This window comes from Massilia frigida, assembly GCF_011682175.1.
Classification (GTDB): domain Bacteria; phylum Pseudomonadota; class Gammaproteobacteria; order Burkholderiales; family Burkholderiaceae_D; genus Telluria_A; species Telluria_A frigida.
This window is the reverse complement of record NZ_WHJG01000010.1, coordinates 1-25025: the sequence shown is the minus strand read 5'-3', so window position 1 is coordinate 25025 and position 25025 is coordinate 1. Positions and strand designations below refer to the sequence as shown.

Annotated in this window: 19 protein-coding genes; 13 read left to right on the top strand and 6 right to left on the bottom strand. The window is 64.2% G+C overall.

Going from position 1 to position 25025, the window contains the following annotated elements:
* Positions 1 to 49: 49 nt before the first annotated feature.
* Positions 50 to 745 carry a response regulator gene (locus F2P44_RS12065; RefSeq protein ID WP_229423514.1) on the bottom strand — a complete coding sequence of 232 codons (696 nt, stop codon included), beginning with the start codon at positions 743 to 745 and terminating at the stop codon, positions 50 to 52.
* Between the two features lie 291 nt (positions 746 to 1036).
* Here F2P44_RS12065 and F2P44_RS12060 point away from each other — a divergent pair, with 291 nt between their 5' ends.
* The 4 genes from F2P44_RS12060 (at position 1037) to parC (ending at position 8178) form a co-directional block, all read left to right on the top strand.
* Positions 1037 to 3034, top strand: a complete 1998-nt coding sequence (locus F2P44_RS12060) for a DNA topoisomerase IV subunit B (protein ID WP_167086947.1) — start codon at positions 1037 to 1039, stop codon at positions 3032 to 3034.
* A gap of 93 nt (positions 3035 to 3127) precedes the next feature.
* A complete protein-coding gene (locus F2P44_RS12055) occupies positions 3128 to 4837 on the top strand; it encodes a molecular chaperone HscC (RefSeq protein WP_167086946.1) in 1710 nt (569 codons plus the stop codon).
* Positions 4834 to 5778, top strand: coding sequence for a hypothetical protein (locus F2P44_RS12050; RefSeq protein ID WP_167086945.1), 945 nt, complete (start codon positions 4834 to 4836; stop codon positions 5776 to 5778). Before F2P44_RS12055 ends, F2P44_RS12050 begins: the two co-directional genes overlap by 4 nt.
* Positions 5779 to 5856: 78 nt before the next feature.
* Complete coding sequence (gene parC / locus F2P44_RS12045; RefSeq protein WP_167086944.1) at positions 5857 to 8178, top strand: DNA topoisomerase IV subunit A; 2322 nt, start codon at positions 5857 to 5859, stop codon at positions 8176 to 8178.
* A 196-nt stretch (positions 8179 to 8374) separates the two neighbouring features.
* On the opposite strand, the gene F2P44_RS12040 is transcribed toward parC, so the two are convergent.
* Together F2P44_RS12040 and F2P44_RS12035 are read right to left on the bottom strand one after the other, a co-directional pair.
* Positions 8375 to 8854, bottom strand: coding sequence for a hypothetical protein (locus F2P44_RS12040; RefSeq protein ID WP_167086943.1), 480 nt, complete (start codon positions 8852 to 8854; stop codon positions 8375 to 8377).
* Between the two features lie 239 nt (positions 8855 to 9093).
* The gene (locus F2P44_RS12035; RefSeq protein ID WP_370662680.1) at positions 9094 to 10524 is read right to left on the bottom strand and encodes an IgA Peptidase M64; all 1431 of its coding nucleotides are present in this window, start codon (positions 10522 to 10524) and stop codon (positions 9094 to 9096) included.
* A gap of 137 nt (positions 10525 to 10661) precedes the next feature.
* Between F2P44_RS12035 and F2P44_RS12030 the strand changes: the two genes are divergently transcribed.
* From F2P44_RS12030 to F2P44_RS12020, 3 genes are all read left to right on the top strand, one after another.
* Positions 10662 to 11090 (top strand): Fur family transcriptional regulator, encoded by a 429-nt coding sequence (locus tag F2P44_RS12030; RefSeq protein WP_167086942.1) that lies wholly within the window; start codon positions 10662 to 10664, stop codon positions 11088 to 11090.
* 132 nt (positions 11091 to 11222) lie between these two features.
* On the top strand, positions 11223 to 13310 hold the full coding sequence (locus tag F2P44_RS12025) for a TonB-dependent siderophore receptor (protein ID WP_167086941.1): 2088 nt from the start codon (positions 11223 to 11225) through the stop codon (positions 13308 to 13310).
* A gap of 8 nt (positions 13311 to 13318) precedes the next feature.
* Complete coding sequence (locus F2P44_RS12020) at positions 13319 to 14464, top strand: acetyltransferase domain-containing protein (RefSeq protein WP_167086940.1); 1146 nt, start codon at positions 13319 to 13321, stop codon at positions 14462 to 14464.
* Positions 14465 to 14467: 3 nt separating this feature from the next.
* Here F2P44_RS12020 and F2P44_RS12015 read toward each other — a convergent pair whose 3' ends face one another.
* Positions 14468 to 15724 carry a cyanophycinase gene (locus F2P44_RS12015; RefSeq protein WP_167086939.1) on the bottom strand — a complete coding sequence of 419 codons (1257 nt, stop codon included), beginning with the start codon at positions 15722 to 15724 and terminating at the stop codon, positions 14468 to 14470.
* Positions 15725 to 15895: 171 nt separating this feature from the next.
* Between F2P44_RS12015 and F2P44_RS12010 the strand changes: the two genes are divergently transcribed.
* Both F2P44_RS12010 and F2P44_RS12005 read left to right on the top strand, forming a co-directional pair.
* On the top strand, positions 15896 to 17014 hold the full coding sequence (locus tag F2P44_RS12010) for a succinylglutamate desuccinylase/aspartoacylase family protein (protein ID WP_167086938.1): 1119 nt from the start codon (positions 15896 to 15898) through the stop codon (positions 17012 to 17014).
* On the top strand, positions 17011 to 18399 hold the full coding sequence (locus tag F2P44_RS12005; RefSeq protein ID WP_167086937.1) for a YfcC family protein: 1389 nt from the start codon (positions 17011 to 17013) through the stop codon (positions 18397 to 18399). Before F2P44_RS12010 ends, F2P44_RS12005 begins: the two co-directional genes overlap by 4 nt.
* 187 nt (positions 18400 to 18586) lie before the next feature.
* Here the strand turns inward: F2P44_RS12005 and F2P44_RS12000 are convergent, their stop codons facing one another.
* On the bottom strand, positions 18587 to 19024 hold the full coding sequence (locus F2P44_RS12000; RefSeq protein ID WP_167087084.1) for a GNAT family N-acetyltransferase: 438 nt from the start codon (positions 19022 to 19024) through the stop codon (positions 18587 to 18589).
* Between the two features lie 145 nt (positions 19025 to 19169).
* Here F2P44_RS12000 and argH point away from each other — a divergent pair, with 145 nt between their 5' ends.
* The 4 genes from argH (at position 19170) to F2P44_RS11980 (ending at position 24215) form a co-directional block, all read left to right on the top strand.
* Positions 19170 to 20567 (top strand): argininosuccinate lyase, encoded by a 1398-nt coding sequence (gene argH / locus F2P44_RS11995; RefSeq protein ID WP_167086936.1) that lies wholly within the window; start codon positions 19170 to 19172, stop codon positions 20565 to 20567.
* A 106-nt stretch (positions 20568 to 20673) separates the two neighbouring features.
* Complete coding sequence (locus F2P44_RS11990) at positions 20674 to 21264, top strand: TRAP transporter small permease subunit (protein ID WP_167086935.1); 591 nt, start codon at positions 20674 to 20676, stop codon at positions 21262 to 21264.
* A gap of 33 nt (positions 21265 to 21297) precedes the next feature.
* Positions 21298 to 22986, top strand: coding sequence for a TRAP transporter large permease (locus F2P44_RS11985; RefSeq protein ID WP_167086934.1), 1689 nt, complete (start codon positions 21298 to 21300; stop codon positions 22984 to 22986).
* Between the two features lie 5 nt (positions 22987 to 22991).
* On the top strand, positions 22992 to 24215 hold the full coding sequence (locus tag F2P44_RS11980) for a M24 family metallopeptidase (RefSeq protein WP_167087083.1): 1224 nt from the start codon (positions 22992 to 22994) through the stop codon (positions 24213 to 24215).
* 222 nt (positions 24216 to 24437) lie between these two features.
* Here F2P44_RS11980 and F2P44_RS36110 read toward each other — a convergent pair.
* Positions 24438 to 25025 (bottom strand): hypothetical protein (locus F2P44_RS36110; RefSeq protein ID WP_223165027.1); only part of this gene is annotated, 588 nt, incomplete at its 5' end.

The following is a 25025-nucleotide window of genomic DNA, read 5'->3' as shown; positions in this document are numbered from 1 at the left end:
ATGCAAGCGCACGATTCAAAGTTGTAACAAAATTGTGACCGGCACGCACTCAGGGCGGCAGCGACAGCAGCTTCTTGAGCGCCGCGACCAGGTGGCGGTCGGCCATCGGCTTGTCGAGCAGGCCGCGCACGCCGGCCGTGCGCGCACGCGCCGTGTCGTAGCCCGAGGCCTGGTTCACCAGCAGCACCACGGCGATGCGCTCGGCGCCTTCCTGCTGTTTGATCTCGCTGCACAGCGCATACGGATCGATGCCGGGGGTCGAGGTATTGATCATCACCACCGACACCGGCGTCTCCGCGCACAGGCGCACGGCGGCCGCCGCGCTCTCGGTCCACTCCACCGACACCTGGTGCGCCGACAGCAGCCGCGCCACATGGTCGCGCAGTGCGCCGCGCTTGTCGACGATCAGCACCGCGCCGTTCGGCGCAACACGCCGCATCTTGACGAAATCGACCGGATCGGTGATGTCGAGATCGAGGCGGATGCGGCGGCGCCGCTCGTGCACCGGCGGCGCCTCGGGCGCCAGCATGCCGGTCAGCGCGTCGGCGCGCTTGCGTCCCATCTCGGTGAGCAGCTTGAACATCTGGAACATGTCGAGCGGACGCGCCAGCTGGGCGCAGGGAAACTCCATCCCGGCCGAGCCGATCACCAGAGCGGGACGGGTCACATCCGGCTGCCACGCCAGCAAGGCGGCCAGCGCGCTCAGGTCGTCGCCATTGGCAATGACCAGGTCCGGCTCTTGCAAACTATCGCCGAGCAAGCAAGAATACGACGGCCCGTCGCGCGGGGGATGCGCGAGCGCCGTCCCCAGTTCGGATCCCTCGGCGGAAGGAAAGCCCAACAGGCGAACGCTCAGTAATTGCCTTTTTGCATGCATTTTTGCTAACTTATGGAATGTTTCTATACACACTTCTTGGTGTGCGTACAAATCTAACCACAATCGCCCGGGCTGGCAAGCACATTCATCCAAGTCAATTTATCTCCTTTTCCGTCCGACAAGATAGAATGCGCAGGCATCCGCATAAAGAACTTAGACATGGCCACCAAAAAACCTGCATCCGACTACAGCGAATCCTCCATCCGGGTCCTCAAGGGACTCGAACCCGTCAAACAGCGTCCGGGCATGTACACCCGCACGGAAAATCCGCTGCACATCATCCAGGAAGTGATCGACAACGCCTCCGATGAAGCGCTCGGCGGGCATTGCAAGAACATCGGCGTGACGGTCAACGTGGACGGCTCGATCACGGTCGAAGACGACGGCCGAGGCATTCCGGTCGGCCTGCATCCCGAAGAAAACGTGCCGACGGTGGAAATCGTCTTTACGCGCCTGCACGCGGGCGGCAAATTCGACAAGGGCTCGGGCGGCGCTTACGCCTTCTCGGGTGGCTTGCACGGGGTTGGCGTCTCGGTCACCAATGCGCTCTCCTCGCGCCTGGAAATCACGGTCTGGCGCAAGGAAGACAACGGCAACGGCCTGCACAAGATGGCGTTTGCCGACGGCGACGTGATCGAGCCGCTGGCATCGATCCCCGCGCCGCGCGACGGCAAGAAGAGCGGCACCCGCGTGACCGCCTGGCCGAACCCCAAGTATTTCGACTCGCCCGCGATCTCGCAGGTCGAGCTTGCGCGCCTGCTGCGCTCCAAGGCGGTGCTGCTGCCCGGCGTGACGGTCACGCTCACCATCGCCAAGACGGGCGACGTGACGACCTGGAAGTACGACGAAGGCTTGCGCGGCTACCTCAATGAAATGCTGGCCCAAGGCACCAGCGGCGAAACCCTGATTCCGGTGTTCGAAGGCGCCCAGTATTCGAACGGCGAAACCGACGGCTTTGCCGAAGGCGAAGGCGCGGCCTGGGTGGTGGCGTGGACCGAAGAAGGCGCGGTGGTGCGCGAATCGTACGTCAACCTGATTCCCACCTCGAACGGCGGCACCCACGAATCGGGCTTGCGCGACGGCCTGTATGGCGCGGTCAAGAGTTTTGTGGAGATGCACTCGCTGCTGCCGAAGGGCGTCAAGCTGCTGCCGGAAGACGTGTTCGCGCGCGTCTCCTTCGTGCTGTCGGCGAAGGTGCTCGATCCGCAGTTCCAGGGCCAGATCAAGGAACGCCTCAACTCGCGCGACGCGGTGCGGCTGGTCTCGACCTTCGCCAAGCCGCCGCTCGAACTGTGGCTCAACCAGCACGTCGAATACGGCCGCAAGCTGGCCGAACTGGTGATCCGCCAGGCCCAGTCGCGCCTGCGTTCGCTGCAAAAAGTCGAAAAGAAAAAATCCTCCGGCGTGGCGGTTCTGCCAGGCAAGCTGACCGATTGCGAATCGAGCGACATCGCCCGCAACGAATTGTTCCTGGTCGAGGGCGACTCGGCGGGCGGTTCGGCCAAGATGGGCCGCGACAAGGAATTCCAGGCCATCCTGCCACTGCGCGGCAAGGTGCTCAACTCCTGGGAAACCGACCGCGACCGCTTGTTCGCCAACAATGAAATCCACGACATCGCGGTGGCGATCGGGGTCGACCCGCACAGCGTGGGCGACACGCCCGACCTGTCGGGCCTGCGCTACGGCAAGATCTGCATCCTCTCGGATGCGGACGTGGACGGCTCGCACATCCAGGTATTGCTGCTGACCCTGTTCTTCAAGCACTTCCCGGCCCTGTTCGCGCCCGGCCACATTTGCGTGGCGCGCCCGCCGCTGTACCGGGTCGACGCCCCGGCGCGCGGCAAGAAGCCGATCCAGAAGCTGTACGCGCTCGACGATGGCGAACTGGTGGCGATCCAGGACAAGCTGCTGAAAGAAGGCTTGAAGGAAGGCAGCTGGAGCATTTCGCGCTTCAAGGGCCTGGGCGAGATGAACGCAGAACAGTTGTGGGAAACCACGATGAACCCGGACACGCGGCGTTTGCTGCCGGTATCGCTGGGCGACTTCAGCCACATCGATGCTTCGGCGCGCTTCAACATGCTGATGGGCAAAGGCGAAGCCGCGGCCCGCCGCGCCTGGATCGAAGAGCACGGCAACGAAACCGAAGCCGACATCTGATTTGTCACAACACCGGGGTCTGACCTCTGATTCGAAATATTTCTAAACAGAGGTCAGACCCCGGTTTGCGGCAGCGCAAACGGACACTGAACCATGATTATCGGCATCGACCTGGGCACCACCAATAGTCTCGCGGCGGTGTGGCGCGACGGAAAGGCACATCTCATCCCGAACGCACTGGGCAGCTTCCTCACGCCTTCCTGCGTTGGCATGGATGATGACGGCACCGTGCTGACCGGCGAAGCGGCGCGCGCGCGCCTGCAGACCCATCCGCATATGACGGCGGCCATGTTCAAGCGCTACATGGGCAGCGAACGCGAAACCCAGCTCGGGGCGCGCAAGTTCCGCCCCGAGGAGCTCTCGTCGATGGTGCTGCGCTCGCTCAAGGAAGACGCCGAAGCCTGGCTCGGTGAAAAGGTCGAGGAAGCCATCATCACCGTGCCCGCTTACTTCAGCGACGCCCAGCGCAAGGCGACCCGGGTGGCCGGCCAGCTGGCCGGGCTGCGCGTCGAGCGCCTGCTCAACGAACCAACCGCCGCGGCGCTGGCCTACGGCATCCAGGACACCAAGCGCGAAACCAAATTCCTCGTGTTCGACCTGGGCGGCGGCACCTTCGACGTCTCCATCCTCGACCTGTTCGAGGGCGTGATGGAAGTGCGCGCCACCGCCGGCGACAATTTCCTCGGCGGCGAAGACTTTGTCAGCGTGCTGGTGGACGCCTTCCTCTCGCGCAGCGGCCTGTCCAAGGCCCTGGACGGCACCGAGTTGACCGGCACCCAGCGCCAGCGCCTGCGCGCGGAAGCCGAACGCGCCAAGCGCGCCCTGTCGGACAGCTTGAGCACGCGCATGGCCTACCACATGGGCGGCCAGGAATACAGCTGGGAACTGACCGAGGATTTGTTCGTGCTGCTGTGCGACCACCTGATCGCCCGCCTGCGCACCCCGGTCGAACGCGCGCTGCGCGACGCCACCATCAAGGCATCCGAACTCGATACGGTGGTGCTGGCCGGCGGCGCCACCCGCATGCCGCTGGTGCGCAAGCTGGCCGCGCGCATGTTCGGGCGCTTCCCGTCGATCAGCCTCGATCCCGACCAGGCGATCGCCCTCGGCGCCGCGGTGCAGGCGGGCCTGATGGCGCGCGACGCCGCCCTCTCCGAAGTGGTGATGACCGACGTGGCGCCCTACTCGCTCGGCATTTCGGTGGCGCGCGAAATCGGCCCGAACAAGTACGAAGGCGGCCATTACCTGCCGATCATCGAACGCAATTCGACGGTGCCGGTCTCGCGCGTGGAAAATATCACCACCATCAACGACTACCAGAAGGAACTGGTGGTGCACGTGTACCAGGGCGAGTCGCGCCGGGTGTCGGACAACGTCTTCCTCGGCAAGCTCAATTTCCCGATCGAGGCGAAACGCGCCGGCGAAGTCAGCGCCGACGTGCGCTTCACCTACGATATCAGCGGCGTGCTCGAAGCGGAGATTACGGTGCTGCCGACCCAGGAAAAGCACACGCTGGTCATCACCGAAAATGCCGGCGTGATGACCCAGGCCGACGTGGCAAAGCGCCTGGCCGAACTGAGCGAACTGAAAATCCACCCGCGCGACAAGATCGAAAACCGCACCCTGGTGGCGCAGGCCGACCGCCTCTACGAGCAGTTGCTGGGCCATGAGCGCGAATACCTGGCGCAGCACATCGCGGCCTTTACGGCGGTGCTCAATACGCAGCAGCCATCGGCCATGCGCAGCGCGCGCGAGACGCTCACGCGCGTCATGCGCGACCTTGGCGGGAGTTCCTTCCTATGAACGTCTGGAGCGTGCTCGGAATGAAGGCCAGCCGCGATGAGCGCGCCATCAAGCGCGCCTACGCGGCCATGCTCAAGGTGACCCGTCCGGAAGACGATCCGGTCGCCTTCCAGATCCTCAACGATGCCTACCAGGCCGCGCTGCAGCTGGCGCGCCAGGCGCATGACATGGACTGGCCGGACGAGGAACCCGCCCCGCGCCAGCCGGAGACGGAGACGGAGACGGAGTACGAGCCGCCGGTCTACATGGCGGCCTACGAATTCGACCCGGATGCGGCGCCGGCGCGCGAGGAAGCGCCGCAGGACGTACCCGTCTACACCGCCTTTTATGAATTCGATCCGTCGCAGCCGAAGCCGGAACCCGAGCAATATCGCTTGCCGCCGCCCTTGCCCGTCCCGATCCCGGGGACCGGATCCGCTTCGCCCGTGGTGGAAGCGCGCCGCGTCTGGGCCGCATTCCTGACGCGCGCGCACCAGGACACGCGCCAGCGGCTGGCACAGCTGTTCGCCGGCGAGGAACTGCTCAATATCGAGGTGCGCGACTGCTTCGAGGAGTGCGCGGTCCAGTATTGCGCCGGCGAAGGCTGCGAGGACGACTTCCGCGAAGCGATGGCAGTGCACTTCGGCTGGGTCGACGACGCCAGTTTCGTGGGGCGCCAGATGCCAGACGAAACCGGCATGATGCTGGCGCGCCTGCGCGCCCAGCGCTCGTACGCGCACTTTTGCCAGCTGGCCCTGGAGGACGAGGTGGTGCGGGCGCTGCTCGACGGCGACCCGCGCGGCGTCATCGGCAGGTATCCCGATGCCGCGTTCACGGAACGCATGCGCGAACTGCTTGAACTGGTCCACTGCTACCATGGCGAGATGCTCGACCTCAGGCTCGATGCCGATATCGTCGAACGGTGGGTAGCCGTCGTCCAGGGCAGGGGATGGTCGCGCTGAGCCCCGCCCCTGCCGCGCGCGGGATCGAGCGCCGCACACCCAAACAAACACACTCAATTTTCATAAGCACCTACGTACATGTCCTCACAATCGAATCTGTTTGAACCACCTCCACCGCCGCCACCGGAAGACGTCGAAACGCTGACGCTGTCGACCTTCGCCGAGCGCGCCTATCTCGATTACGCCGTGTCGGTCGTCAAGGGCCGCGCCCTGCCCGACGTGTGCGATGGCCAGAAGCCGGTGCAGCGCCGCATCTTGTACAGGATGAATGAACTGGGACTGAGCGCGACCGCCAAGCCAAGCAAGTCGGCCGCCGTGGTCGGCGACGTCATGGGAAAACTGCACCCGCACGGCGACCAGTCGATCTACGACGCGCTGGTGCGCATGGCGCAGGACTTTTCGCTGCGCTATCCGCTGATCGATGGCCAGGGTAACTTCGGCTCGCGCGACGGCGACGGCGCGGCGGCGATGCGCTACACGGAAGCGCGCCTGACCCCCATCGGCAAGCTGCTGCTCGAAGAAATCGATGAAGGCACGGTCGACTTCCAGCCCAACTACGACGGCGAACACGCCGAACCGAAAGCCCTGCCGGCGCGCCTGCCGATGGTGCTGTTGAATGGCGCCTCCGGCATCGCGGTCGGCCTGGCCACCGAAATCGCTTCGCACAACCTGACCGAAGTGGCGCGCGCCACCGTGGCCATGATCCGCAATCCCAAGATCACCCACGCCGAACTGATGACGCTCATTCCGGGGCCGGATTTCCCGGGCGGCGGCCAGATCATCACGCCGCCGGCGCAGATCTCGGACATGTACGCCAGCGGACGCGGGTCGATGAAGGTGCGCGCGCGCTGGAAGATCGAAGAGCTGGCGCGCGGCCAGTGGCAGGCGGTGGTGTCGGAACTGCCGCCGGGCGTGTCGTCGCAAAAGGTGCTCGAAGAGATCGAGGAGCTGACCAACCCCAAGATCAAGCTGGGGAAAAAGGCGCTCACGCCCGAACAGCTGGCACTCAAGCAAACCATCCTCGGCTCGCTCGATACGATTCGCGACGAATCCGGCCGCGCCGCGCCGGTGCGCCTGGTATTCGAGCCGAAATCGAAGAACCAGGACCAGGCTGAGTTCATGCTGATGCTGCTGGCGCATACCTCGCTTGAGTCGTCCAGTTCGATCAACCTGGTGATGATCGGCGGCGACGGACGGCCGCGCCAGAAGGGCTTGAGCGAAATCCTGCAGGAGTGGATCGATTTCCGCTTCGTGACGGTGCGCCGCCGTACCGATTTCAGGCTGGGCAAGGTCAACGACCGCATTCACATTCTGGAAGGACGCGAAGCGGTCCTGCTCAATATCGACAAGGTGATTCACATCATCCGCAATTCGGACGAGCCGAAGGCCGCGCTGATCGCCGAATTCCGCCTCTCCGACATCCAGGCCGAGGATATCCTGGAACTGCGCCTGCGCCAGCTGGCGCGCCTGGAGACGATCAAGATCCAGCAGGCTTTGGCAGAACTGCGCAAGGAAGAAGGCAGCCTGCGCGACATCCTCGACAATCCGTCGACCATGAAGCGCCTGATCATCCGCGAGATCGAGAGCGACGCCAAGCAGTTCGGCGATGCGCGCCGCACCGTGATCGAAGAAGCGCAGCGCGCCACCGCCGAGCAAAAAATCGTCGACGAGCCGGTCACGGTGATCGTGTCCGAAAAAGGCTGGGTGCGCGCGCGCACCGGCGTGGGCCACGATGTGGCGCAGTTCACCTTCAAGGCGGGCGATTCGCTGTATGCGGCCTTCGAGTGCCGCACCGTCGACACCCTGCTCGGCTTCGGCGACAACGGCAAGGTGTACTCGGTGCCGGTGGCGGCGCTGCCGGGGGCGCGCGGCGATGGCGTGCCGATTACCACGCTGGTCGACCTGTCGGGCGGCGCGCGCATCCTGCACTATTTCGCGGGTAGCGCACAGACCGTGCTCTTGATGGCGTCGAACGCGGGCTATGGTTTCGCGGCCAAGGCGGGCGACATGGTCAGCCGGCTCAAGGGCGGCAAGTCCTTCATCACGCTCGACGAAGGCGCGCAGCCGCTGCCGCCGCGCGTGATCGCGGCCAATGCCAGCGCGGTGGCCTGCCTGACCGAAAAAGGCAAGCTGCTGGTGTTCGGGATGGATGAACTCAAGACGCTGACCAACGGCGGACGCGGCGTGACCCTGATCGAGCTGGAAGACAAGGAAAAACTGCTGGCGGTGCAGCCGATTTCGCAAAAAGGCGTGACGGTGCACGGGACCTGGGCGGGCGACAAGCCGCGCGCGGTCGATTTGTCGGCCTCGGGCCTGGCGGTCCACTTCGGCAAGCGCGCACGCAAGGGCAAGGCGCTGGTGGCCAGGATCAAGGTCATGACGCTCACGCCGATTGGCTAAGTAGCGCTCCTCCCGCGCACCTCCGTCATTTCTGCCATTGGCAGAAATGACTTCCCGCGCCAAGGCGGCAGCAGGAACGATGGGCGGGGCGGCCAACAACAAAAACGGGGTAAGTGTTGCTTAACAGGGGTCAGACCCCGGTCAGGCAATACTTACCCCGTTTTCATTCCATCACCCTGCAAGCAGGGCGGATAGATTAGTGCTTGGCAGCAGCTTTTTTCACGTCCGAAGCGGCTTCAACTTTGGTTTCGTGGGTTTTTGCCGCGGCGGTCGCTTTGTCGGCGCCAGCTTCAACTGCCACTTTTTCCGCTTTTTCGTCGGCCTTGATCATTTTTTTCTCGGCTTTCAGATTGGCTTTGGCGACTTTTTTCTCGGCCTTGGCTTCGGCTTTCATTTTGTCTTCCGGATCAGCCTTGGCGACGTCGGTGCTCGCTTCCGCGTGGGCTTTTACCGCTTTCGAATGCGCCTTGGTTTTTTTCTCGGTAGCGTCGGCGGCGGCCTTGGTGGTTTTTTCGTCGGCTTTGGCGCCTACTTTGGCTTCCTTGGCTTCGGCTTTGGCGATGTCCTTGTTGGCGGTCGCTTCAGCTTTGACAACGGCCGGGGTGGCGGCTGGCGTTTGTGCATAAACCGAAGTAGCGAACAGGCCGGCGATCAGGGTAAGGAGTAATTTGTTCATGGTTGTACCTTTTAGAAGATTGGTTGGGGTTTCTTATCCGTGGACGTTTTGGACCGGAGTCCGTCGCCATCTATCGTTCTCAACTTTATATTTCGTCAAGGAACGGCATCCAGAATATGTCTTGCGGCACACTGGGTCTGTGCGCTAGCGCACGCATTCCAGAGCTAACCAAAAGCAACTTCCAACCAGGCGAACTGGACAAGAAAATTCCAGATCGCCCGCCGTTGCAGGCCTTACGCCTATTTCCCCGCCCTCTTCCCCGCATATAAATCGATGATGGTGGTGATGCCATCGTTACAGACGTTACAGAATCTTTCACTTCGATCGAACATCAGGCACTGCATTTCCGACCGATAGTAGCCGCTCGCCTCGTAATTGGCCCCCTCGAAGGCACCCACGTCGTGCCGGTGCGCGGCCTTGGCGAACAGGGTATTGGTATGGGTCAGGTCTTCGTGGAACAGTGCGCTCATCTCCGACTCGGGCCGGTTGGCGGCGCGCAGCGCGGCGCGCCGCTTCTGGTAGGCGCGCGCATAGTCCTCGTACTGGGCCTTGGGCCAGACGGTCGGCAGCGGCGTACCGGCCTTGACGTGGCGCTGCCATTTCAGCTTGGCCGGGTCGCGCAGCGCGGTCACGTTCGGCTCCCACGGCTCGATCCGTCCGGCGCTCGACTGGTAGGCCACGGGCGAGGTGTAGTACTCGTCGGCCAGGCCGGCGAAATGGTGGCCGAATTCGTGCACGAACAGGTAATTGGCCCAGTCGTTGCCGGCCGCCGCGGTACTGAACTGGCCGAAGATGCCGCCGCCGCCGTAGGTATCGTTATTGACCAGGATTTCGATGAACTCGTACGGCGCATGCTGGGCGATGTCGCGCAGCGCGCGGTTGTCCAGCGTGAGCACATAGCGCTCGCTGCCGAAAATATCGTAGCGCGTGCCCAGCGCCGATGCGCGGTGCACGCCGGTCGATGGACGCGACACGCCGCTTTCCAGGGTCGGCACCGCGATGGCCCACACATTGAAGTCGCCCGCACGCTCCTTGAACGGCGACACCGTGAACAGATGATCGGCCAGGCGGCGCGCGTCGGCCTCGAATTTTTTCATCTCGGCGGCGGTGTAGCCGTCACCCATGACCAGCAGGTCGACCTTGGCCGGGGACGGTCCGCTGACGCGGATCGGAATCGGTTTGGCCGGTGCCGGTGCCTGTTTGCGCACCACATCCGGCGCGTCCGGGTCGACCTCGACGCTCCATGCGACCGAAAACTGATTGCGCTCGTCGCGCTTGAGCACCCGCACCCGCACCGGCTTGCCGAAGGCCGGAAAGCGCACCGACTCCTCGAAACCGCGGCTGATGCGCATCGCTTCCTCGGTGGTGCGCCATTCGCCGAAAATGGTGGAGAAGCCGCGCGAATACAGCAGGTCGCCCGTTTTGGCGTCCACCACTTCGACCATGTTCTGGCCACGGTTGGTGGTGTCGACGTTTTGCGACAGGTCCCCGGGCCACGGCAGCGGTTCGATCACCACCCGTTCGAGCGCGTATTGGTCGGACAGGGCATTGCCGCTGTGCTGATAGTCGACGCGGACGGTGGCGGGCGGCTGGGCGTGGGCCTGGGCGGCGGCGGCCAGCGCCAGCAGGCCGGCGGCGCGGCGCATGAAACGGACGGGGGACAGCGGCATGACGGTTTCCTTGCAAGCGTGGGTCGTGCTGTATTGTAAACCCGCCCCGGACGGCGCAAAAGAGCGTAATCGGCATAGCGTTCCGGCCCCGTGCGGCGCCGTGGTAGCATGTCGCTTCCCTTGGAATCCCAGCGACGATGTACACAACGATTGAAAGCCAGGCTGAATCACTGATCCGTGACACCGGCGCGCGCCTCACCAAGCCGCGCTCGCGCGTGCTGGCGTATCTGCTGGCGCAGAACAAGCCCCTGACCCACCACGACATCCAGGAAGGCCTGGCCGGCGCGGCGCTCGATTCCGTGACCTTGTACCGGGTGCTGGAATGGCTGAGCGAGCACGAACTGGTGCACCGCATCGCCGGCGCCGACCAGGTGTGGCGCTTCAACGCGGGCGCGGGCCAGCACGGACACCAGCACGCGCACTTCCAGTGCACCCGCTGCGAGATGGTGACCTGCTTTACCGACATCGCCCTGCCCGCCCAGATCACGCTTCCCGACGGCTTCACCAGCGACCAGGTCGACTTCCTGATCAAGGGCGTGTGCCAGGTGTGTAACGCCAAAAAGTAAAACCGGTGCCGCATTCATCACGCGGCTAACGCAAGCCTATTGCATTAAAGAGGTATTCGACCTATTATGGCAACTCAGTTGCATTAATATCTTGCCCTATCCGGCTCCGCCACGCCTGAAGAAATCCCACGCATGCACATCCCGACCGCCAGCGCCATCCTCCTCGCCAGCCTCGCGCCGCTGGCCGCCACCGCCGCGGCGGAGCCGCTCGACAAGGTGGTGATCGGCGGCCAGCGCGAGCACTATCGCAGCCTGTCGGCCACCGGCGCGACCAAGACCGATGCGCTACTCAAGGACCTGCCGCAAAGCGTACGCGTGCTCACCAGCGAGGTGCTGCGCGATGCCGGCGTGAGCACCCTGGCCGGTGCGCTCGACCTGGCCAGCGGCATTGCGCGCCAGAGTAACCTGGGCGGCTTGTGGGACAGCTACGCCATGCGCGGCTTCACGGGCGACCCCAATTTCGGCTCCGATTTCCTGGTCAATGGCTTCAGTTCGAGCCGCGGCTACAACGGCCTGCGCGACACCGCCAACACGCAATCGATCGAAGTGCTCAAAGGCCCGTCCGCCGCCCTGTACGGGCGCGGCGAGCCAGGAGGCACGGTCAACATCGTCACCAAAAAGCCGCGCTTCGTCCAGGAGCGCAGCATCAGCGCGGCGGCCGGCAGCTTCAATACCTGGCGCACGGCGCTCGACGTCACCGGCCCTGTGAGCGAGACGCTGGCCTACCGCGTCAACGCCGCCTGGCAGCAGGGCGAGAGCTTTCGCGACAGCGGCCGGCGCGACACGCTGCTGCTGTCGCCATCGTTCGTGTGGCTGGCGGGCGAGCACACCACGGTCTCCTACGAGATCGAAGCGAGCCAGCAAAAGGCGCCGTTCGACCGTGGCCTACCTGCGCTGAACGGCAAGCTCGGTGCGGTTCCCGCGTCGCGCTTCCTGGGCGAGCCTGGCGATGGCCGCACCACCGTCAAGTCGCTCGGGCACCAGCTGTTCGTGCAGCACGCCCTGGACGGCGACTGGTCGCTGCAATCGGGCCTGTCCTACCGCGACAGTGAACTGACCGGCTTTTCGACGGAAGCCAACAACCTGCTGGCCGACGGCCGCACCTTGCGCCGCCAGCGCCGCCACCGCGACTTCTCGGCCACCGACCGGTCGGGCCGGGTCGAACTGCTCGGAAAACTGGACACGGGCGCCTTGCGCCACAGCGTGCTGTTCGGCGTCGACGCCTACCGCTTCGACGACCGCCGCGTGCAGCTGCGCCGCAATCCGTCAAGCGCCAATCCCTACACGATCGATATTTTCCAGCCGGTCTACGGCGCCGTTGCCGATCCGCTGACGCTGTCGATCGACACGCTGGAGCGCCAGCGCGCGCACGGCGTCTATGCGCAGGACCAGATTGACCTGGGCAGCCAGTGGAAAGCCCTGCTGGGCATTCGCTACGACAGCGCCGATCAAACCGTCACCAACAACCGTATCAAGGCGGGCAGCGCGCAAAGCCTGCACGCCAGCAGCCCGCGCGCGGGCATTGTGTACCAGCCGGCCAAGGCGCTATCGCTGTATGCGAGCGCGGCGCGTGCCTATCGCCCGAACAGCGGCATCAGCATCGACAACCGCGCGTTTGAGGCGGAAAAGAGCCTGTCGTATGAACTGGGCGCGAAAATCGACGCCCTCGACGGAAAACTGAGCAGCACCGTGGCGCTGTACAAGATCGACAAGAAGAACGTCCTGACGACCAACCCCGCCAACACCGACTTTGCGATCCCCGCCGGGGAGGTCGGCAGCCGTGGCCTGGAGCTGGACGTGGCCGGCACCGTGGCGCGCAAGCTGCAGCTGTCGGCCGCCTACGCATACACCGACGCCACCGTCACCAGGGGCGACAAGACGATCCTTACCGGCAGCCGCTTTCCGAACGTGGCGCGCCACAGCGCCAACCTGCTGCTGGTGTCCAGCTTCAAGCTGGGCGAGGCCAAGGCCAGCGCCGGCGCCGGCGCCAGCTACGTGGGCAAGCGCATGGGCGACGTGGCCGCATCGAGCAGCTTCGAACTGCCCGCCTACAGCACCGTCAAGCTGGTGGCGGCCTACGCGCCCCACCGCAAGCTGCGCATCGCGCTCAATATCGATAACCTGTTTAACACGACCTGGTATGCCAGTTCGTACAGCCAGATGTGGGTGGCACCGGGCACCGAACGCGCAGCCACGCTGACGGCCAGCTACAGCTTTTAAGGCGCGCCATGCACGCCATCGCACCCGCGCCGTCCAAACGCATCGCCGCCATCGATGCGATGCGCGGCCTGATCATCCTGATCATGACGCTCGACCACGCGCGCGAAACCTTCTTCCTGCACCACCAGGTCGGCGACCCGATGGACCTGGCCACGACCGAGCCACCGCTGTTTTTCAGCCGCATGGCGGCGCACTTCTGCGCGCCGATGTTCGTGTTCCTCACCGGCCTGTCGGCCTGGCTGTACGCCAATCCGCCGTCCGGCCCGCGCAGTGCGCGCGGTTTTTTGCTCAAGCGCGGCCTGTTCCTGATCGTGCTGGAACTGGTGTTCGTCAATTTCGCGTGGTCAGGCCGCTTTCCGCCGCCGGTGCTGTACTTGCAGGTGATCTGGGTGATCGGCCTGTCGATGATCGCGCTGGCCCTGCTGCACAAGGTGCCGCTGCGCTGGCTGGCGCTGCTCGGCATCCTGATCGTCGGCGGCCACAATGCCTTGTCCTTTCCCGGACTGGAACCGGGCAGCCTGGCGCACGCCGCGTGGACGCTGCTGGAGCAGCGCGGCTTCCTGGTAAGCGAGGGCGCCACCCGCGTCAAGATCAGTTATCCGCTGCTGGCGTGGATCGGGGTGATTTTGCTCGGCTACGCTGCCGGTCCGCTGTTCTCGGCAACGGTGCAGCCGCCGGCGCGGCGCCGCATCCTGCTGCTCGCCAGCGCGGCCTGCCTGCTGCTGCTTGCGCTGCTGCGCGGCTTTAACATCTATGGCGAGACGCGGCCGTGGACCGTACAGGCCGACCTGCTGCACACGGCGATGGCGTTCCTGAACCTGACCAAGTATCCGCCCTCGCTCAACTTCCTCCTGATGACGCTCGGCGTGGGGATGCTGGCACTGGCATGGATGGAAGCGGCGAACCGGCGCGTAGTGGCCTTTTGCGCCACCTTCGGCGGGGTGCCGCTGTTCTATTACCTGGCGCACCTGTATCTGCTGCTCGCGCTGCGCGGCCTGACGGCGGCCGTCTCAGGCGGGCAGGCGCACCAGGCGGGCGGGATCGGCGAAGTGTGGGTGTGGGCGCTGGCCGTGATCGCGGCGCTGTACTACCCGTGCCGCTGGTTCGGGCACTACAAGCGCACCAGCGGCCGGGCGTGGGTGCGCTACCTGTAGCGTTTACTTATACTGGTACAGCGGCTGGCGGATCAGGATCGGCAGCACGTCGAGGCGGATGTTGAAGACCGAGTAGGTATCCGAAATGGCCGACATATAGCCGATGCTATCCTTGGTGCGGCTGAAGCGGAACTCGAAGCCCAGTTCCGGCTGCAGGTCGCGCGGGCTGCCCAGGGTCAGGCCGATGGCGTCGGTCTGGTCGCTGTCGATCAGGCGATGCATCAGGTCCACCACCGTCGTGTTACCGAGGATATCGGCGAAAAACAGCGGACCCCGGTAGTACGGCGCGGCCGGATCGAGCTTGTTGGCCAGTTTTTCGCGCGAAGGCGTAAATACCCCGCTCAACAGATTGAAGCGGTCGCCGTTATCGAGGTAACTCAGTTTGGCGTTGCTGACATTGAAGTCGCCCGGCGTCGAGGTGGCGCCATTGAGGTCGATCAGCAGCGCGCCCTTGTAGCCGAGCACCTCGACGTCGCGGTTGCCGTGAATGATCATCGACGTGTTCTCGTCGATCCCCAGCCCCATCTTGTAGCCCTTGGCCAGCATGGCCGGCAGCATGCGCCCGAAGCGCCCGCGCACCAGCAAGTGCTGGTCAACGAAAACGTCCTTGCCGATGAAGCCCAGGCCCGGCGCCAGTTCCATGCCGTCGGCCACGCCGCGCTTGAGGGTGGAGAGCACCGAATTGACATCGTAGAACATGGTGCTGCTCATGATCGCCGCGCCGGCGCTGGTGCCGGCGATCACGCCGCCGTTGCGGTACATGGACCACAGCGCGTCGAGCACCAGGCTGCTGCTGCCGTCTTTCTTGCGCAGCGCTTCGATGATGCGGGCCTGGTTGCCGCCGACGAAATAGGCGCCGTCGGCGTGGCGCACCGCATCGGCCAGCACCGGATCGTTGGCCGCCACACGATAATCGACACCTTCCAGCTTGACGGCGACCGGCACGAAAAAAGCATCGGCGCCGTAGGAATTGAGCACTTCGACGTTGTTCTTGCCGGCGACGTCGGGGCTGGCCGAGGCCGAGCCGAAGACGGCGATGCGCGCCCCCGGACCGCCCGCCAGTTCGACGATGCGCTTCCACACCGCCGCGTTCTCGCCGCGCAGCGCGCCGCCGATGATCACCAGCGAGCCTTTCGGCCCACCTTGCGGCACGGCGGGCGCCGGGGCCGGAACCGGGACCGGGGAGGCGGCCTGCGCCTGGCCCGCCGCCAGCAGGACGAGGAACAGGAACTGTAAGTATCGGCGGGCCAGGTTCAGCATCGGTGGTTCTTCCTTATTCGGTAGGTCGGGCGGCGGAGTGCGCAGCCGGTGTTATGTGCAGGCAAGATGATACCCCGCGCAGAAATAATATGTCGTATTCCAGAAATGCACCCGGCGCGGCGGCGGCTTTTTATGCCACACTTCCGCTAACGTCATTTAACGGTCACGACCATGCAAGCACAAACCCATCGCATCTCCCTGGAGGACAGCAGCATGTCCTCGCAACTGGCCAGTTTCCATTTCGGTACGCCGGGCACCGGCAAGAAGGTGTATATCCAGGCCGCGCTGCACGCGGACGAAGTGCCGCCCATGCTGGTGGCGCAGTTTTTGCGCACCGAACTGCTGGCGCTGGAGGCGGCCGGCAGCATTCGCGGCGAGATCATCCTGGTCCCGGCGGCCAACCCCATCGGCCTGGCCCAGGCCATCCACGGCGCGCCCTTCGGCCGCTTCGACCTGTCGACCGGCACCAATTTCAACCGCGCCTACAAGCACGTGGCCGAGGACCTGAAAACCTCGCTCGAAGGCTTGCTCGGGCCGGACGCCGAGGCCAACGTGGCCCTGATCCGCGCCCACGCGCGCGAATCGGTCGGCGCCTGGCAGCCGAAAACCGATGCCGACGCGCTCAAGAAAATCCTGCTGGGGATGGCCATCGATGCCGACATCGTGCTCGATCTGCACTGCGATAACGAGGCGGTACTGCATATATATGCAGGCACCCCGCTGGCCGAGGCGGTGGCGCCGCTGTCGGCGCTGATGCAGGCGCACGCGGTACTGCTGGCGCTCGAAGCCGGCGAAGAACCGTTCGACGAAGCTTGCAGCCGCCTGTGGTGGGACCTGGCGGCGCACTTCGGGCCGGGCTTTCCGATTCCAGCGGCCTGCCTGTCGACCACCGTGGAGCTGCGCGGCGAGATGGACGTGAGCTATGAACTGGCCCAGCGCGATGCACACGCCCTGCTGCAGTTTTTGGCGCATGCCGGCGTGCTGGCCGTGGCGCAGCCCGAGCTGCCCGCCCCCCTGTGCGCACCGACCCCGCTCGAAGGCGTGGAGCCGATCGCCGCGCCGCATGCCGGCGTGCTGGTATTCCTCAAGCAGCTGGGCGAAAAGGTCAGGGCCGGCGACGCCATCGCCGACCTGGTCGAACCGGTGAGCGGCCGCACCACGACCTTGCGCTGCAGTGTCGACGGCGTGTTCTTCGCCCGCACCGCGCACCGCCATCTGCTGCGCGGCATGGCGGTCGGCAAGATCGCGGGACCAGTGGCTTTCCGCGCCGGAAAGCTGCTGAGCCAATGAAACTGCGCATCCCCAATACCTTCGTCCTGCTGTTTTTAATCCTGGCGATGATCGCCGTGGCCACCTGGCTGGTGCCGGGCGGCCAGTACGAGACGGTGCTGGTCGATGGCAAGCCGCGCATCGATCCGGCCTCCTTCCACTACGTGCAGAGTAATCCGCAGGGTTTCGTGGCGCTGATGATGGCGCCCATCAAAGGCTTCAAGGAAGCGGCCCAGATCATCGGCTTCGTGCTGATCGTCGGCGGCGCGTTCGCGGTGCTGCAAAAGACCGAGGCGCTCGACGCGATGATCCGCAGCGTGGCGCGCGCGCATACCCATTCGGCCTTCGTGCGGGCGATGCTCATTCCGGTGTTCGTGACCATCTTCTCGCTGGGCGGGGCCACCTTCGGCATGAGCGAGGAGTCGATTCCGTTCGTGCTCATTTTCGTGCCGCTGGCGCTGGCCCTGGGCTACGACTCGGTCATCGGCGTGTCGATTCCCTTTCTCAGCGCGCAGGTGGGCTTCGCGGCCGCCTTCCTCAATCCTTTTAATGTGGGCGTGGCGCAGAATATCGCCGGGATCGAGATGTTTTCGGGCGTGGGCTACCGCCTGATCGTCTGGTTCGTGGCGACCGCGCTCACCATCGCGTTCCTGATGTGGTACGCGGCGCGCATCAAGCAGGATCCGACGCGCAGCCCCACCTACGCGCTCGATCTCGACAAGCGCAAGGAAAGCGACGGCGCCGCCCTCGGCAACCTGACCGGCATGACGCTCACCCACGGCACGGTGCTGCTGCTGTTCGTCGGCTTCATGGCGGCGATGGTGGTCGGCGTGATCAAGTACGGCTGGTACATCAACGAGATCGCCGCGCTGTTCCTGGTGATGGCGATCGTGGTCGGCGTCATCGGGCGGCTCGACAGCGACGCCTTCGTGGGCGCTTTCCTGCACGGTGCGCGCGACCTGGTCGGCACCGCGCTGGTGATCGCCCTGGCGCGCGGCACCATGATCCTGGCGCAGGATGCCAAGATCATCGACACGATGCTGCATTCGCTGGTGCCGCTGGTGCAATCGTCCAATCCGGTGTTCGCGGCGCAGAAGATGTTCGTCATCCAGACGGTGATTAACTTCTTTCTTCACTCGGGCACGGGACAGGCCGCGCTGACCATGCCGATCATGGCGCCGCTGGCGGACCTGGTGGGCATCACGCGCCAGACCGCGGTGCTGGCGTTCCAGCTGGGGGAACTGACTTTGCCGATGATTCCCACCTCGGGCGTGACGGTGGGGGTGCTGGCACTGGCGCGCATTCCGTGGCTGACCTGGGCCAAGTGGATGGTGCCGCTGCAACTGGCGTATTTTGTGATGGCGCTGCTGTTGCTGATTCCGCCGTGTTTGATGAACTGGAGTTGACCTTCATCGTTCCCGCGCAGGCGGGAACGCATGCGTTCCCCCCAAGTCCGTAGTTTAGCCTGCGGCTACAGCACAGAATGAGGTTCCCGCCTGCGCGGGAAGTCGTTTCTGCCAATGGCAGGAACGACGGTTCATAAAATAGCGGTATTAAATGTGGTGCGCTTCGCCGAACCAATGAAAAGAGTCGTTAACTGACGTAGATATTCGGGAAATACCGCTCCATCAGCGACTCCGGCCTTTGCGGCGACGTGAATCCAAACTGCGCATACAGCGCATGCGCATCACCCGTGGCCAGCATCAGCCTGCGCAGGCCCTTCAAGCTCGGATGCGCCAACACCGTCTTCATCAACTCCTTGCTATACCCGCGCCCACGGTACTCGGGAATCACGAACACATCCACCAAGTTACCAAAAGTCGCAAAATCGGTGATCACCCGCGCAAACGCCACCTGGCGCCCGTCCACGTAGCCCCCGAAACACAGGGAGTTCTCGATCGCGCGCTCCACTACCGGTCGCGAAATACCAATGGCCCAGGTCGACTGCTCGCTCAGGAAGCGATAAATTAACGGAACGTCGAGCTGCGAGCGGTCGGTACTGATCTGTAAATTGGACATGGCTGGGCGCATCCCTTTAAAAGAAACAATTCTACCTTCGTTCGCTGCGAGCGCAAGGGCCACGCGCGAATTCGGAACACCTGTGCAACCCCCAACAGGAATTGCCCGCAGCCTGCTTTCCTTGTTTATAATCAGGTAACGCAAAGGAACTCTTCACATGACCGCACAACTTTCAAAGAAGGGCGAAGCCTGGTCGGCGCGCTTTTCCGAACCTGTCTCCGACCTCGTCAAACGCTACACCGCTTCCGTCTTTTTCGATAAACGCCTGGCCCTGTTCGACATCGCCGGGTCGCTCGCGCATGCCGAAATGCTGGCCGCCCAGAACATCATCAGCGCCGCCGACCGTGCGGAAATCGAACGCGGCATGGCCCAGATCAAGGGCGAAATCGAGGCCGGCAGCTTCGAATGGCTGCTCGACCTGGAAGACGTCCACCTCAATATCGAGAAGCGCCTGACCGAACTGGTTGGCGACGCCGGCAAGCGCCTGCACACCGGACGCTCGCGCAACGACCAGGTGGCCACCGACATCCGCCTGTACGTACGCGCCGCCATCGACGACATCGTGGTGCTGCTGAATGGCCTGCGCCTGGCCTTGACCGACCTGGCCGAACAGAATGCCGACACCATCATGCCGGGCTTCACCCACATGCAGGTGGCCCAGCCGATCACCTTCGGCCACCACATGCTGGCCTACGTCGAAATGTTCGGGCGCGACGTCGAACGCATGCAGGACGCCCGCAAGCGCGTCAACCGCCTGCCGCTGGGCGCCGCCGCGCTGGCCGGCACCACCTTCCCGATCGACCGCGAACGGGTGGCACGCACGCTCGGCTTCGACGACGTCTGCCACAACTCGCTCGACGCCGTCTCGGACCGCGATTTCGCGATCGAGTTCTGCGCCGCCGGCGCGCTGATCATGACGCACATCTCGCGCATGTCCGAAGAACTGGTGATCTGGATGAGTCCACGGGTCGGCTTCATCGACATCGCCGACCGCTTCTGCACCGGCTCGTCGATCATGCCGCAAAAGAAAAACCCGGACGTGCCGGAACTGGCGCGCGGTAAAACCGGCCGTGTCTACGGCCACCTGACCGGCCTCCTGACCCTGATGAAGGGCCAGCCGCTGGCCTACAACAAGGATAACCAGGAAGACAAGGAGCCGCTGTTCGATACCGTCGACACGCTGGTCGACACGCTGCGCATTTTTGCCGACATGGCCGGCGGAATCACGGTCAAGCCGGACGCCATGCGCGCCGCCGCCCTGCAAGGCTACGCCACCGCGACCGACCTGGCCGACTACCTGGTCAAGAAAGGCTTGCCGTTCCGCGATGCCCACGAAGCGGTGGCGCGCGCGGTGCGGGCCTGCGACGACCTCGAATGCGATTTGTCCGAGATGTCGCTCGATAAGCTGCGCGAGTTTTCGGACCTGATCGGCGACGACGTGTTCGCGGTGCTGACCCTGGAAGGCTCGGTGGCGGCGCGCGACCATGTGGGCGGCACCGCGCCACGCCAGGTGCGCGCGGCGATTGCCCGCGTGCGCGCCCAGCTGGCGGGGTAGGCGCAGCACCATCAGTGACCTGTTTTTAGTCGACCGGCGCAGCAGACGCCGGCGACTGTGCTTGTTTTTGAACATTTTGTTTGAAACTACTGGAGATACCAGCACCATGCTCACGTCACTTTTGATCCCGCTGTCGCGCGCGATCGACACTCTCAATGAGAAGATCGCCAGCGTCGTCAGCTGGGCCTTGCTGGCCGCGGTCGTCATCTGCGCCGGCAATGCCCTGATCCGCTACGTCTTCCATACCAGCTCCAATGCCTGGCTCGAAATCCAGTGGTACCTGTACGGCGCCATGTTCATGCTCGCTTCCGCCTACACCCTCAAGCGCGACGAGCATGTGCGCATCGACGTCATCGTCGGCCACTTCTCGAAGCGCACCCAGGTCTGGATCGACCTGTTCGGCTATCTGCTGTTCCTGCTGCCCGTCTCGCTGCTGATCCTCTGGTACGGCATTCCCTTCGCCCGCATTTCCATCGAAAGCGCCGAAATGTCGAGCAATGCCGGTGGCCTGATCGTCTGGCCCGCCAAACTGCTGGTGCCGCTGGCCTTTGCGCTGCTCGTCCTGCAGGGCGTCTCCGAAATCATCAAGCGCATCGCCTTCCTGGCCGGCCGCATCGACGCCAGCTCGTTCAGCAAGCAGGTGGTCACGCCGCAGGACGAAATCGACGCGATCAAAGCCGCCAACAAGATCACTTAGCGCAGCACGCACAGCCACTTCGGTCAGGGACACATGGAACAATTCATCATCGCCAATCTGGCACCCATCATGTTTGGGGCGCTGGTCATCTTCTTGCTATCGGGTTTTCCGGTCGCATTCTCACTGGCCGCCAACGGCCTGTTTTTCGGCCTGGTCGGCATTGAACTGGGGCTGCTCAAGCCCGAACTGCTGCAGGCACTGCCCAACCGGATCTTCGGCATCATGGGCAGCGAAAACCTGCTGGCGATTCCCTTCTTTACCTTCATGGGCCTGATCCTGGAAAGGTCGGGGATGGCGGAGGACCTGCTCGACACCATCGGCCAGCTATTCGGCCCGATACGCGGCGGCGTAGCCTATGCGGTCATTTTCGTCGGCGCGCTGCTGGCCGCGACGACCGGCGTGGTGGCCGCGTCGGTGATCTCGATGGGACTCATTTCGCTGCCGGTGATGCTGCGCTACGGGTACGACAAGCGCCTCGCCTCCGGCGTGATCGCCGCCTCCGGCACGCTGGCCCAGATCATCCCGCCCTCGCTGGTGCTGATCGTGATGGCCGACCAGCTGGGCCAATCGGTGGGCGACATGTACAAGGCGGCTTTCATCCCGGGGCTGCTGCTCACCGCGATGTACGCCGGCTATGTGCTGGCCCTGTCGATCTTCAAGCCCACCCACGTGCCGGCGCTGCCGCTCGAAGCGCGCAACCTGGGCGAGCCGAACGGCGACAGCGGCGCGCGCTCGCTGCTGGCCATGGTCGCCGCCACGGTGGCGATTGCGTTCGCGGCCGCCGCCATCCTGCGCGCGAGCCACCCGCAACTGGCCCCGGACGAAGCGGGGATCTACTCGACCGCCGTGGGCGTGATGCTCACGTTTGCATTCGCGCTGGTCAACCGCCGCCTGAAACTCGGCCTGCTCTCGCGCATGGCCGACCGCGTGGTGTTCGTGATGGTGCCGCCGCTGGCGCTGATCTTCCTGGTGCTGGGGACGATTTTCGTCGGCATCGCCACCCCAACCGAAGGCGGCGGCATGGGCGCGATGGGCGCCATCTTGCTGGCCATGCTGAACGGCCGCCTGTCATGGAGCCTGCTCAAGCAAGCCATGAATTCGACCACCCGCCTGGCCTGCTTCGTCATGTTCATCCTGATCGGATCGACCGTGTTTGCGCTGGTGTTCCGCGGCGTGAACGGCGACCTGTGGGTCGAGCACCTGTTGACCAGCCTCCCGGGCGGCGTGAATGGTTTTCTGCTGGTCGTCAACATCATGTTTTTCGTACTGGCCTTCTTCCTCGATTTCTTCGAGCTGGCCTTCATCCTGGTGCCGCTGGTCGGGCCGGTGGCGAACAAGATGGGCGTCGACCTGGTCTGGTTCGGCGTGCTGCTGGGCGTGAACATGCAGACGTCCTTCATGCACCCGCCGTTCGGATTTGCGCTATTCTATCTGCGCTCGGTGGCACCGAAAGAGGTCAAGACATCCGACATTTACTGGGGCGCCATTCCGTTCGTGGTGATCCAGGTGATCATGGTCGGCCTGATCATCGCCTTCCCGCACCTGGTGTCGGTGGAATCGAAGGTCGACATGAAAGAGGACCTCGAGCTGCACATCGACACCCCGGCCGCCGAAGCGGAACCGCTGAAGCTTCCCGCTAACGGCGCCGACAAGAAAGAGGAAGACAGCACCCCGGAGCTGAATTTCTCGACCGATACCGACCCTGACCCTAAAAAGAAATGAGCGCGATGAATATTGGTGGAAAAAGCATGGACGAGGCGCTGGCCGCCTTGTCCGACATGACCGGCGGGATGACCCCGATCGGCAAGGAAGAACACGAGCAGCGCATCGCCAGGGCCCAGGCCTTCATGCGCGAGCAGGGCATCGGCGCGGTGTTCCTGAACGCGGGCACCAACATGCGCTACTTCACGGGCACCAAGTGGTATGCCAGCGAACGCATGGTGGGCGCGATCCTGCCAGCCACAGGCAGCCTTGAATACATTGCGCCGGTGTTCGAGGAAGGTTCGCTGACCGACTTCATGCTGGTCAAGGGCAAGGTCAATTGCTGGGAGGAGCACGAGAGCCCCTACCAGCTGTTCATCGACGTGTTGCAACGCATGGGCATCGGTCCCGATGCGGCCGCGCCGCCACGCATCGGCATCTGCGAGAGCGCCGCTTTCTTCATCGCCGACGGCATTCGTCCACTGGCGGCGGGCTACGCGCTGGAAAACGCCAAAACGGTCACCGCATTCTGCCGCGCGCGCAAGTCGCCTGCCGAAATCGCCCTGATGCAGCGCGTGAAGGATATGACGCTCGAAGTGCACAAGGCTGCCGCCAGCATCCTGCATGAGGGGATCACCACGGTCGAGGTGAGCGACTTCATCGCGCGCGCGCACCGCAAGGTGGGTGCGCCGGGTTCGTATTTTTGCATCGTGCTGTTCGGCGAGGCGACCGCCTATCCGCACGGCGTCAGTTATGCGCAGACCCTGACGCCAGGCGACGTGGTGCTGATCGATACCGGCTGCCAGGTGCATGGCTACATCTCGGACATCACGCGCACCTATGTGTTCGGCGAGATCAGCGAGCGCCAGCGCTTTGTGTGGAATGCGGAGAAGGCGGCGCAACTGGCCGCGTTCGCGGCGGCGCAACTGGGCGTGCCGTGCCGCGAGGTCGATGCGGCGGCGCGTGTCTCGCTCGAATCGAATGGCTTCGGTCCCGGCTACAAGCTGCCCGGCCTGCCGCACCGCACCGGCCACGGGATCGGCATGGATATCCACGAGTGGCCTTACCTGGTCGGCAGCGACAGCACGCCGCTCGATGTCGGGATGTGCTTCTCGAACGAGCCGATGATCTGCATTCCGGGCGAATTCGGCGTGCGCCATGAAGACCACTTCTATATGACGGAGACCGGACCGAAGTGGTTCACGGAACCGGCCCACACCATCGACGATCCGTTCGGCATGGCCCGCTAAAGCCGCCCTGCGCGCCGGGCACCGCGATGGTGGTCCGGCGCACAATGCAATGATGCATTTAAGATAATGTCTTTAGGGTAATGCATTTTCCTTTGCCGCTTAGTCAGATTTCCTCGCTTTCGACCCTCCCCGCATGAAACAGTGTTGCAAAGAAGTAGAAAAACACTGGGTTGTTACAAAATAAACAAACCTTCGCGTTTATTTGTTTCCGCTAATCATCTACTATCTCTGGTTGTGGACATCCCGGGATAATTTCATGCAAGAACAACAAGTACTCGACGCAGCTAGCGCTGATGTCGATCTGGACGACAAGACCCCAACCATCCAGCTTGATGTTGCTGGAAATGAAGAAATAGGCGGCGTGTCGCTGGCCACGGCGGCCACCGCGCTGTTGTCGACCACCGTATTGGCCGCCTGCGGCGGCGGCGGCAGTAGCGGTGGTGGCAGCGTCAGCTCAACCCTGCCCTCGGTGGCAACGCCGCCGGTGATTTTGCCCACGCCGACCATGCCGGCCCCGGTGCCCACGCCAGTTCCAACCCCGGTGGTGCCAACGCCGACCGTTCCGACACCGACTGTTCCAACACCGGCCGTTCCGACGCCGACGGTTCCGACACCGACGGTTCCGACACCGACGGTTCCGACACCGACTGTTCCGACGCCGACAATTCCGACGCCGACAGTTCCGACACCGACGGGGCCGAAGCCGACTGTTCCGACGCCAACGCCAACCCCGACTGTTCCGCCGCCGACGCCGCCCACGCCGCCGCCCCCGCCGCCCGCGCCGCCGCCCCCCCCGCCGGCCGCGGCGCG

What these genes read in the sequence shown, in the direction of transcription:
- F2P44_RS12060 (WP_167086947.1), top strand. Translation starts at nt 1,037, where the DNA reads ATGGCCACCAAAAAACCTGCATCCGACTACAGCGAATCCTCCATCCGG.
- F2P44_RS12055 (WP_167086946.1), top strand. Translation starts at nt 3,128, where the DNA reads ATGATTATCGGCATCGACCTGGGCACCACCAATAGTCTCGCGGCGGTG.
- F2P44_RS12050 (WP_167086945.1), top strand. Translation starts at nt 4,834, where the DNA reads ATGAACGTCTGGAGCGTGCTCGGAATGAAGGCCAGCCGCGATGAGCGC.
- parC (WP_167086944.1), top strand. Translation starts at nt 5,857, where the DNA reads ATGTCCTCACAATCGAATCTGTTTGAACCACCTCCACCGCCGCCACCG.
- F2P44_RS12040 (WP_167086943.1), bottom strand. Translation starts at nt 8,854, where the DNA reads ATGAACAAATTACTCCTTACCCTGATCGCCGGCCTGTTCGCTACTTCG.
- F2P44_RS12035 (WP_370662680.1), bottom strand. Translation starts at nt 10,524, where the DNA reads ATGCCGCTGTCCCCCGTCCGTTTCATGCGCCGCGCCGCCGGCCTGCTG.
- F2P44_RS12030 (WP_167086942.1), top strand. Translation starts at nt 10,662, where the DNA reads ATGTACACAACGATTGAAAGCCAGGCTGAATCACTGATCCGTGACACC.
- F2P44_RS12025 (WP_167086941.1), top strand. Translation starts at nt 11,223, where the DNA reads ATGCACATCCCGACCGCCAGCGCCATCCTCCTCGCCAGCCTCGCGCCG.
- F2P44_RS12020 (WP_167086940.1), top strand. Translation starts at nt 13,319, where the DNA reads ATGCACGCCATCGCACCCGCGCCGTCCAAACGCATCGCCGCCATCGAT.
- F2P44_RS12015 (WP_167086939.1), bottom strand. Translation starts at nt 15,724, where the DNA reads ATGCTGAACCTGGCCCGCCGATACTTACAGTTCCTGTTCCTCGTCCTG.
- F2P44_RS12010 (WP_167086938.1), top strand. Translation starts at nt 15,896, where the DNA reads ATGCAAGCACAAACCCATCGCATCTCCCTGGAGGACAGCAGCATGTCC.
- F2P44_RS12005 (WP_167086937.1), top strand. Translation starts at nt 17,011, where the DNA reads ATGAAACTGCGCATCCCCAATACCTTCGTCCTGCTGTTTTTAATCCTG.
- F2P44_RS12000 (WP_167087084.1), bottom strand. Translation starts at nt 19,024, where the DNA reads ATGCGCCCAGCCATGTCCAATTTACAGATCAGTACCGACCGCTCGCAG.
- argH (WP_167086936.1), top strand. Translation starts at nt 19,170, where the DNA reads ATGACCGCACAACTTTCAAAGAAGGGCGAAGCCTGGTCGGCGCGCTTT.
- F2P44_RS11990 (WP_167086935.1), top strand. Translation starts at nt 20,674, where the DNA reads ATGCTCACGTCACTTTTGATCCCGCTGTCGCGCGCGATCGACACTCTC.
- F2P44_RS11985 (WP_167086934.1), top strand. Translation starts at nt 21,298, where the DNA reads ATGGAACAATTCATCATCGCCAATCTGGCACCCATCATGTTTGGGGCG.
- F2P44_RS11980 (WP_167087083.1), top strand. Translation starts at nt 22,992, where the DNA reads ATGAATATTGGTGGAAAAAGCATGGACGAGGCGCTGGCCGCCTTGTCC.